The sequence below is a fragment of the Streptomyces pseudogriseolus genome, from assembly GCA_002154585.1.
Lineage (GTDB): Bacteria > Actinomycetota > Actinomycetes > Streptomycetales > Streptomycetaceae > Streptomyces > Streptomyces pseudogriseolus.
In genome coordinates, this window is sequence record MUNG01000144.1 from 1 (window position 1) to 8,411 (window position 8,411).

General features: G+C 74.1%; 10 protein-coding genes and 1 pseudogene. 2 read left to right on the top strand and 9 right to left on the bottom strand.

Annotated features, from left to right (window positions below; translation table 11 throughout):
• Together CCN29_RS14690 and CCN29_RS14695 are read left to right on the top strand one after the other, a co-directional pair.
• Positions 1-1,209, top strand: a 1,209-nt coding sequence (locus tag CCN29_RS14690) for a CaiB/BaiF CoA transferase family protein (protein WP_442538378.1), incomplete at its 5' end; no start/stop codon positions are given.
• Positions 1,206-2,036 (top strand): HpcH/HpaI aldolase/citrate lyase family protein, encoded by an 831-nt coding sequence (locus CCN29_RS14695; RefSeq protein ID WP_006136086.1) that lies wholly within the window; start codon positions 1,206-1,208, stop codon positions 2,034-2,036. The genes CCN29_RS14690 and CCN29_RS14695, both read left to right, overlap by 4 nt.
• A gap of 76 nt (positions 2,037-2,112) precedes the next feature.
• Here the strand turns inward: CCN29_RS14695 and lgt are convergent, their stop codons facing one another.
• The 9 genes and pseudogenes from lgt to CCN29_RS34910 all read right to left on the bottom strand — a co-directional run.
• Positions 2,113-3,186 (bottom strand): prolipoprotein diacylglyceryl transferase, encoded by a 1,074-nt coding sequence (gene lgt / locus CCN29_RS14700; protein ID WP_086682371.1) that lies wholly within the window; start codon positions 3,184-3,186, stop codon positions 2,113-2,115.
• 87 nt (positions 3,187-3,273) lie between these two features.
• A complete protein-coding gene (locus CCN29_RS14705) occupies positions 3,274-4,050 on the bottom strand; it encodes a DsbA family protein (protein WP_006136088.1) in 777 nt (258 codons plus the stop codon).
• 88 nt (positions 4,051-4,138) lie between these two features.
• Positions 4,139-4,954, bottom strand: a complete 816-nt coding sequence (gene trpA / locus CCN29_RS14710; RefSeq protein ID WP_086682373.1) for a tryptophan synthase subunit alpha — start codon at positions 4,952-4,954, stop codon at positions 4,139-4,141.
• Complete coding sequence (trpB, locus tag CCN29_RS14715) at positions 4,951-6,237, bottom strand: tryptophan synthase subunit beta (protein WP_006136090.1); 1,287 nt, start codon at positions 6,235-6,237, stop codon at positions 4,951-4,953. Before trpB ends, trpA begins: the two co-directional genes overlap by 4 nt.
• 56 nt (positions 6,238-6,293) lie before the next feature.
• The gene (gene trpM, locus CCN29_RS14720; protein ID WP_078592385.1) at positions 6,294-6,512 is read right to left on the bottom strand and encodes a tryptophan biosynthesis modulator TrpM; all 219 of its coding nucleotides are present in this window, start codon (positions 6,510-6,512) and stop codon (positions 6,294-6,296) included.
• Between the two features lie 22 nt (positions 6,513-6,534).
• Positions 6,535-7,341: an indole-3-glycerol phosphate synthase TrpC gene (trpC, locus tag CCN29_RS14725; protein ID WP_006136091.1), complete on the bottom strand. Its 807-nt coding sequence runs from the start codon at positions 7,339-7,341 to the stop codon at positions 6,535-6,537.
• A gap of 121 nt (positions 7,342-7,462) precedes the next feature.
• Entirely contained in the window at positions 7,463-7,897 is a 435-nt protein-coding gene (locus CCN29_RS14730) for a DUF2752 domain-containing protein (RefSeq protein WP_189407909.1), read from the bottom strand.
• Between the two features lie 76 nt (positions 7,898-7,973).
• Positions 7,974-8,225 (bottom strand): HGxxPAAW family protein, encoded by a 252-nt coding sequence (locus CCN29_RS14735; protein WP_006136093.1) that lies wholly within the window; start codon positions 8,223-8,225, stop codon positions 7,974-7,976.
• 111 nt (positions 8,226-8,336) lie between these two features.
• Positions 8,337-8,411: pseudogene (locus tag CCN29_RS34910) on the bottom strand (TIGR02234 family membrane protein); the annotation flags it as partial.

Genomic DNA, 8,411 nt, shown 5'->3' on the forward strand with positions numbered 1-8,411 from the left:
GCCGCGCCCACCCCCGATCCTGCCGCTCCCCCGCTGACCGGCCTGCGCGTCCTGGACCTCGCGACGCTCTTCGCCGGTCCCCTCGCGGCCACCCTGCTCGGCGACTTCGGCGCCGACGTCGTCAAGATCGAACACCCCCGCCGGCCCGACCCCTCGCGTGGCCACGGCCCGTCCAAGGACGGCGTCGGGCTGTGGTGGAAGGTGCTCGGCCGCAACAAGCGCACCGTCACCCTGGACCTGTCCACGCCGGGCGGCCGGACCACCCTGCTGCGCCTGGTCCGCACCGCCGACGTGGTCGTGGAGAACTTCCGCCCCGGCACCCTGGAGAAGTGGGACCTGGGCTGGCCCGAGCTGTCCGCGGTCAACCCCCGGCTGGTGCTGGCCCGCGTCACCGGCTTCGGCCAGTTCGGCCCGTACGCGCACCGGCCGGGCTTCGGCACCCTCGCCGAGGCGATGAGCGGCTTCGCCGCGCTCACCGGCGAGCCGGACGCGCCCCCGACGCTGCCGCCGTTCGGGCTCGCCGACTCGATCGCGGGCCTCACCACTGCGTACGCGATCATGACGGCGCTCGCGGCCCGCGACCGCACGGGCGAGGGGCAGGTCGTCGACATGGCGCTGATCGAGCCGATCCTGGCCGTGCTCGGCCCGCACCCCACCTGGTACGACCAGCTCGGTCACGTCCAGCCGCGCACCGGCAACCGGTCGCAGAACAACGCCCCGCGCGGCACCTACCGCACCGCCGACGGCACCTGGGTCGCCGTCTCCACCTCCGCCCAGTCGATCGCCGAGCGGGTGATGGTCCTGGTGGGCCGCCCGGACCTGATCGACGCGCCCTGGTTCGTCACCGGCGAGGGCCGGGCCCGGCACGCCGACGTGCTGGACGACGCGGTCGGCGGCTGGATCGCCCGGCACACCCGCGCCGACGTGCTGGCCGCGTTCGAGAAGGCGGAGGCGGCCGTCGCCCCGGTCCAGGACGTACGGGACGTCATGGAGGACCCGCAGTACCAGGCCCTCTCCACCGTCACCACCGTCGACGACCCGGAGCTGGGCCCGCTGCGCATGCAGAACGTGCTGTTCCGGCTCTCCGCCACCCCGGGGTCGATCCGCTGGGCGGGCCGCCCGCACGGCGCGGACACCGAAGAGGTGCTGACCGGGCTGGGGCTCACCCCGGCCGACCTGGCCGAGCTGCGCGCGGAGGGCGCCCTGTGAGCAGGGTCCCGCTGACCTGGCTGTACGCCCCCGGCGACCGCCCCGACGTGGTGGCGAAGGCGCTGGCGGCCGGGGCGGACGTGGTGGTGGTCGACCTGGAGGACGCGGTCGCGCCGGACCGCAAGGCGTACGCCCGGGCGGCCACCGCCGAGCTGCTGCGCGACCCGCAGCCGGTGCCGGTGCACGTCCGCGTCAACGCCCTCGGCGGGCCCTGGGGTCCGGCCGACGTGGCGGCGCTGGCCCCCGCGCCGGGCCTGTCGGGGCTGCGGCTGCCGAAGGTCTCCGCCCCGTCCGACGTGGTGCGGGTCGCGCGCCGGGCCGTCTCCGCACGGGGCGGCTCCCCGCCCCTGTACGCCCTGCTGGAGACCGCCCTGGGCGTCGAGCACGCCCACGCCGTGGCCACCGCCCACCCGGCGCTGCGCGGCATCGCGCTCGGGGAGGCGGACCTGATGGCCGATCTGGGGATGCGTGAGGACGCCGGTCTCGACTGGTGCCGGGCGCGGGTGGTGGTCGCGGCGCGCGCGGCGGGACTGGCCCCGCCCGCCCAGTCCGTGCACCCGGACATCCGCGACCTGGAGGGCCTGGAGGCGTCCTGCCTGCGAGGGCGCGCCCTGGGCTTCCTGGGCAGGGCGGCGATCCATCCGCGTCAGCTCCCGGTCATCGAGCGCGCCTATCTGCCCACGGAGCGGGAGATCGAGCAGGCGGAGACGGTCCTCAAGGCGGCGGCCGGCACGCAGGGCGCGCAGGCGCTGCCGGACGGCACGTTCGTGGACGCGGCGGTGGTGACGGCGGCGCACCGGACGCTCGCGCTGGCGCACAAGCGGTGACGGGGCAGGACGCCCCGGACGTGCCGAGGGCGCCCGGGATGCTCCCGGGCGCCCTCGGCACGTGGACGGCGGGCGGTCAGCCCTGCTTGGCCGAGCCGGCCCCGTCCTTGGACCCCTCCGGCTCCTCGGCCGCCTCCGGCTCGCCGGACTTCTCCGCCTTCTCGAGCTTCCCGGGCTTCCCGGGCTTCCCGGGCTTCTCCGGCTTCCCGGGCTTCTCGGGGGCGTCGGTGTCCGTGGCGGCGTCCGGCTTCGCGTCCTCGTCGGAGGCGTCCGCCGCGCCGGCCGCGTCGCCGTCGGTCTTCTTCCCGTCGGCCGCCGCGGCGTCGCCGTCGGGCGCGCCCGGCTCGACGACGGCCTCGCGGCCCGGACGCTTGCGCGCCGACAGCACGATGTAGAGCACCGCCAGCAGGAAGACCAGGAGCGCCGTCCAGTTGTTGAGCCGCAGGCCGAGGATGTGGTGCGCCTCGTCGACCCGCATGTACTCGATCCAGAAGCGGCCCGTGCAGTACCCGGCGACGTACAGCGCGAAGGCGCGGCCGTGGCCGAGCGTGAAGCGCCGGTCGGCCCAGATCACCAGCAGCGCCACGCCGATGCACCACAGCGACTCGTAGAGGAACGTCGGGTGGTAGGTGCCCGGCATCCGGCCGTCGGAGGAGGAGGTGATCTCCACCGCCCACGGCAGGTCGGTGGCCCGGCCGTACAGCTCCTGGTTGAACCAGTTGCCCCAGCGGCCGATGGCCTGCGCGAGGGCGATGCCGGGGGCGATGGCGTCGGCGTACGCGGGCAGCGGGATGCCGCGGCGGCGGCAGCCGATCCACGCGCCGAGCGCGCCCAGGGCGATGGCGCCCCAGATGCCGAGGCCGCCCTCCCAGATCTTGAAGGCGTCCACCCAGTCACGGCCCTCGCTGAAGTACAGCTGGTAGTCCGTGATCACGTGGTAGAGCCGGCCGCCGACCAGGCCGAACGGCACGGCCCAGACAGCGATGTCCGCCACTGTGCCGGCCCGCCCGCCCCGGGCGATCCAGCGCTTGTTGCCGAGCCAGACGGCAACGAAGACGCCGATGATGATGCAGAACGCGTAGCCGCGCAGCGGAACGGGGCCGAGGTACAGCACCCCGCTCGACGGGCTGGGAATGTAGGCAAGTTCCATGGCAGGACCGACGCTACCGTGCCGGACCGCCCGCACGGCGGGCAGCCCGGCTACGGCTCCATAACAGGCCTCTCGGGGACGCGTCCGCTAGGACTTGTTCGCGTCCTCGACCATCTGCTTGAACTTCTCGGGGGTCATGGAACGGTCCTGGTAGATGTTCTGCCCTTCGAACAGCACCGTCGGGGTGCCGCTGAAGCCGCCCTTCTGGAAGGCCTCGTTGGACTTGACCACCCAGCTGTCGTGCGTGCCGTCCTCGACACAGGTGCGGAACTCGGGGGTGTCGAGCCCGTCGACCTTGCCCGCCAGGTCGATCAGTTTGGCGTCGTCGGAGAAGGCGTCGTCGCTCTCCACCGGCTGGTTCTCGAACAGCACGTCGTGGTACGGGGTGAACTTCCCGGCGTCCTGGGCGCACGCGGCGGCGTTGGCCGCGCTCAGCGAGCCGCTGCCGCCGAGGCCGCCGTCGATCAGCGTGACCAGGTGGTACTCGACCTTGAGCTTGCCCGCCTCGGTCAGCTCGTTCAGCGTCGGGCGGTAGGTCTGCTCGAAGGACTTGCAGGCGGGGCAGCGGAAGTCCTCCCACACCGTGAGGGTGGCCTTGGCACCCTCCTTGCCCACCGGGATGGCCAGTCCGTCCTGGCCCTGGGCCCCCGAGGGCGCCACGACCGGGCCGGACGCCTTGCTCTCGTCGTCCCCGCCGGAGTTGGCGGCGACGACGCCGATCACGGCCGCGAGCCCCAGGACGCAGACCACGCTCGCGCCCACGACCAGGGTGCGGCGCCGCTTCTCCGCCGTCTTCTGCTTCTCGCGCTCTGCCGCCAGCCGCTCCCGGGCGGTGCGCTTTCCCTCACGGTTCTTCTCGCTCACACCCCGCAGAACGAACCGGGGAGGCGCCCAGCGCCTCCCCGGTCCCAGGTCCACCCGTACGAGGGACCCCGACGGCCCGCCGGTGCGGTCACACCCGTCCGCGCACGCCCTCGGCGAGCTCCCCGGCGAGGGCCCGGACCGCCTCGACGCCCGCCGCGGCGTCGGGCGCGTCCAGCATCCGCTTGACGAAGGCCGAGCCGACGATCACCCCGTCGGCGAACCGGGCGACCTCCGCGGCCTGCGCCGGGTTGGAGACGCCGAGTCCGACGCAGACGGGGATGTCGGTGGTGGCGCGGGTGCGCCGCACCAGGTCCTCGGCCTGCGAACTGACCGACTCACGGGTGCCCGTGACGCCCATCAGGGAGGCGGCGTAGACGAAGCCGCTGCCCGCCGCGGTGATCTCGGCGAGCCGCGCGTCCTTGCTGCTGGGCGCGACCACGAAGACCGTGGCCAGCCCGTGCTTCTCGGCGTGCTCCCGCCACAGCGCGGACTCCTGGACCGGCAGGTCGGGCAGGATGCAGCCGGCGCCGCCCGCCTCCGCCAGCTCGGCGGTGAACCGCTCCACGCCGTAGCGGTCGATGGGGTTCCAGTAGGTCATGACGAGGATCGGCTTGCCGGTGGCCTCGTGCGCCTCGCGCACCGTGCGCATCACGTCGACGATGCGCACGCCGCCGCGCAGGGCGATGTCGTCGGCGGTCTGGATGACCGGGCCGTCGAGCACCGGGTCGCTGTGCGGCAGCCCCACCTCGACGACGTCCGCGCCGCCCTCCAGGGCCGCCTTGACCGCCTCGATGCCGCCGTCCACGGTCGGGAAGCCGGCCGGGAGGTAGGCGATGAGGGCGGAGCGGCCCTCCGCCTTCGCCGCGGCGAGGGTGTCCTCCAGCAGCCGTACGTTCCCGCTCACTTGGCGTCCCCCTCGATCTCGGCGGTGGTGCCGGCCTCGTCGGCGGCGACCTCGGCGTCCGTGTCGTACAGCCCGAAGTAGCGGGCCGCGGTGTCCATGTCCTTGTCGCCGCGCCCGGACAGGTTGACGACGATCAGCCCGTCCTTGCCCAGCTCCCTGCCGACCTCCAGGGCGCCGGCCAGGGCGTGCGCGGACTCGATGGCCGGGATGATGCCCTCGGTGCGCGACAGCAGGCGCAGGGCCTGCATGGCGGCGTCGTCGGTGACGGCGCGGTACTCGCCGCGTCCGCTGTCCTTGAGGTGGGCGTGCTCGGGGCCGATGCCCGGGTAGTCCAGGCCGGCGGAGATCGAGTACGGCTCGGTGATCTGGCCCTCGTCGTCCTGGAGGACGTAGGAGCGGGAGCCGTGCAGGATGCCGGGCTCGCCCGCGGTGAGGGTGGCGGCGTGCTCGCCGGTCTCGATGCCGTGTCCGGCCGGTTCGCAGCCGATCAGGCGGACGGACGCGTCCGGGATGAAGGCGTGGAACAGGCCGATGGCGTTGGAGCCGCCGCCGACGCAGGCGACGGCCGCGTCGGGCAGGCGCCCGGCGCGCTCCAGGAGCTGGCGGCGGGCCTCGACGCCGATGACGCGGTGGAAGTCGCGGACCATCGCCGGGAAGGGGTGCGGGCCGGCGACGGTGCCGAAGAGGTAGTGCGTGCGGTCGACGTTGGCGACCCAGTCGCGGAACGCCTCGTTGATGGCGTCCTTCAGGGTGCGGCTGCCGGACTTCACGGCGATGACCTCGGCGCCGAGCATGCGCATCCGGGCCACGTTGAGGGCCTGGCGCCGGGTGTCGATCTCGCCCATGTAGATCGTGCACTCGAGGCCGAACAGGGCGCAGGCGGTGGCGGTGGCCACGCCGTGCTGTCCGGCGCCGGTCTCGGCGATGACGCGGGTCTTGCCCATGCGCTTGGTGAGGAGGGCCTGGCCCAGCACGTTGTTGATCTTGTGCGAGCCGGTGTGGTTCAGGTCCTCGCGCTTGAGGAAGATCCGTGCTCCGCCGGCGTGCTCCGCGAAACGGGGGACCTCTGTGAGGGCGCTGGGGCGGCCGGTGTAGTTGACCAGGAGGTCGTCGAGCTCGCGGGCGAACTCGGGGTCGTGCTTGGCCTTGTCGTACTCGACGGCGACCTCGTCGACGGCGGCGACGAGGGCCTCGGGGATGAACTTACCGCCGAACGCCCCGAAGTAGCCGTCGGTGGTGGGGAGTTGACCCTCCGGGTCGGGGATGAAGAAGGTGCTGGGCATGGGTGTACCTCACGGTGAGTGTTGAAAAGACACTGTTCGCCGTGGGGGCGGGGCTGTCAGGCCGCTGCGGGCCCGTTGTGGCTTGTCGCGCACACGCGGCGGTAGCCGCACATCTGACAGAGTCCCGCGCCCCTGAAGGGGCGCTGCCATCGTCGGCCGTTCACCTGGCCCGGTTCGTCGCCGATGACGTAGCGGACCCTGCGGCCGTGCACCCGGCGGGCGGGGGCGCGGCAGCCGCGGGGGCGGCAGCCTCGGGCGAGTCGGGAGAGCGTCATCGGGGGTCAGCCTAACGAGGTCTCAGCGGCCGTGCCGGAGGGCCGGGTGTTCGCCGGCGGCGACCAGGTCGGCGACCGCCGTCTTCGGGTCCTTGCCGGTGACCAGGGACTCGCCGACCAGGACGGCGTCCGCCCCGGCGTTGGCGTAGGCGATCAGGTCGTGCGGGCCGCGCACGCCGGACTCGGCGACCTTCACCAGGTGGGGCGGGATCTCGGGGGCGACCCGCTCGAAGGTGCCGCGGTCGACCTCGAGGGTCTTGAGGTTGCGCGCGTTGACGCCGATGACCTTGGCGCCGGCGTCGACGGCCCGCTCCACCTCGTCCTCGTCGTGCACCTCGACCAGCGGGGTGAGGCCGATGGACTGGGCGCGCTCGATGAGCGACTCCAGGGCGGACTGCTCCAGGGCGGCCACGATCAGCAGCGCCAGGTCGGCGCCGTACGCGCGGGCCTCCCAGAGCTGGTACGACGTGACGATGAAGTCCTTGCGCAGCACCGGGATGTCGACCTTGGCGCGGACGGCCTCCAGGTCGGCCAGCGAACCGCCGAAGCGGCGCTGCTCGGTGAGGACGGAGATGACGGCGGCGCCGCCCGCCTCGTAGTCGGCGGCGAGGCCCGCCGGGTCGGCGATCGCGGCGAGCGCGCCCTTGGACGGGCTGGAGCGCTTGACCTCGCAGATCACCTTGACGCCGTCGCCGCGCAGGGCGGCCACGCCGTCCTTGGCGGCGGGCGCCTTGGCGGCGCGCTCCTTGAGCTCGTCGAGGCTGACGCGCGCCTGCCGCTCCGCGAGGTCGGCACGGACTCCGTCGATGATCTCGTCGAGCACACTCACGCGAGCGGCCCCCTTCCTGACGGTCGGGCTTGGCTGGTCCCTGCGATGGTATCCGGAGCAGGGCGAATGCCCCGCATCCGGCCGCCGCCACGTCCAGCACCTGGACGATCACCTAGGACCGTCAGGGGTGCAGCCAGCCCCCGAACGGCGTGTTCCGGAGCACCGTGAAGGCCAGCAGCAGGGTGCCCGCCGTCCACAGCACCGCGGGCGGGGGGTCGAGGCGCAGGGGGCGGCCGCGGACCGCGTGGACCACCCAGACGGTCCACAGCACGGCGAAGGCCGCGTAGCCGAGGACGGCGGGGGCGTTGGCCTGGAGGGCGGCCGCCAGGTCGCCGTGGGCGACGGCGTGGGCGCTGCGCAGGCCGCCGCAGCCGGGGCAGTACAGGCCGGTGAGGTGCAGCAGGGGGCAGACGGGGTAGTGGCCGGGCTCGTTGGGGTCGACGGCGGCGACGTAGGCGAAGGCGGCGGTCACGGCGGCGAGCAGTCCGGCGGGGGCGGCAAGGCGGGCCGCCCGGCCGGGGACCGCGTGGGGGCTCGGGGCGTTCACGGGAGGCATTGTCCCCCGGACACGCCGCGGGGGCGGCTCCGGCTCACGGCCGGCCGCCGCCCCCGTACGGAGTGGTCCGCGGGGCTCAGCCCTGGGCGCGGGCCGGCTCGCGGTCGCCGGTGGTCGCGTGCACCGGGTGGTCGCTCTTGGGCTGGCCGAGCCCCATCGAGCGCATGACGGCGCCGACCACGCCGCCGAGGAGGACGACGCCCAGACCGGCCCAGAAGCCCACGGGCTGGTCCATCACCATGAACGCGCCCGCGGCGCAGAAACCGATGAAGGCGATGATGACACCGGTCCAGGCGGCCGGGGTGTGACCGTGGCTGCTGCCCGCCATTGCTTGCTCCTCGTTGCCGTGTGCGTGGGTGAGCGGGACGCTCGTCCCCATTGTCCCGCACACGCCGGGCCGCCGTGCGCCGGGGTCGGCGGTGGGCGGGTTGCCCGGGGCTCAGGCGCCGGTGGGGTCCTCACCTCGGTCGAGCGCCTTCCAGAGCTCCTCGGGGCGGTCGGGGTCGGCGGGGGC

Coding starts and splice junctions, on each gene's coding strand:
- trpB (WP_006136090.1), bottom strand. CDS start 6,237: ATGCCCAGCACCTTCTTCATCCCCGACCCGGAGGGTCAACTCCCCACC.
- CCN29_RS14735 (WP_006136093.1), bottom strand. CDS start 8,225: ATGGCGGGCAGCAGCCACGGTCACACCCCGGCCGCCTGGACCGGTGTC.
- lgt (WP_086682371.1), bottom strand. CDS start 3,186: ATGGAACTTGCCTACATTCCCAGCCCGTCGAGCGGGGTGCTGTACCTC.
- trpM (WP_078592385.1), bottom strand. CDS start 6,512: ATGACGCTCTCCCGACTCGCCCGAGGCTGCCGCCCCCGCGGCTGCCGC.
- CCN29_RS14730 (WP_189407909.1), bottom strand. CDS start 7,897: ATGCCTCCCGTGAACGCCCCGAGCCCCCACGCGGTCCCCGGCCGGGCG.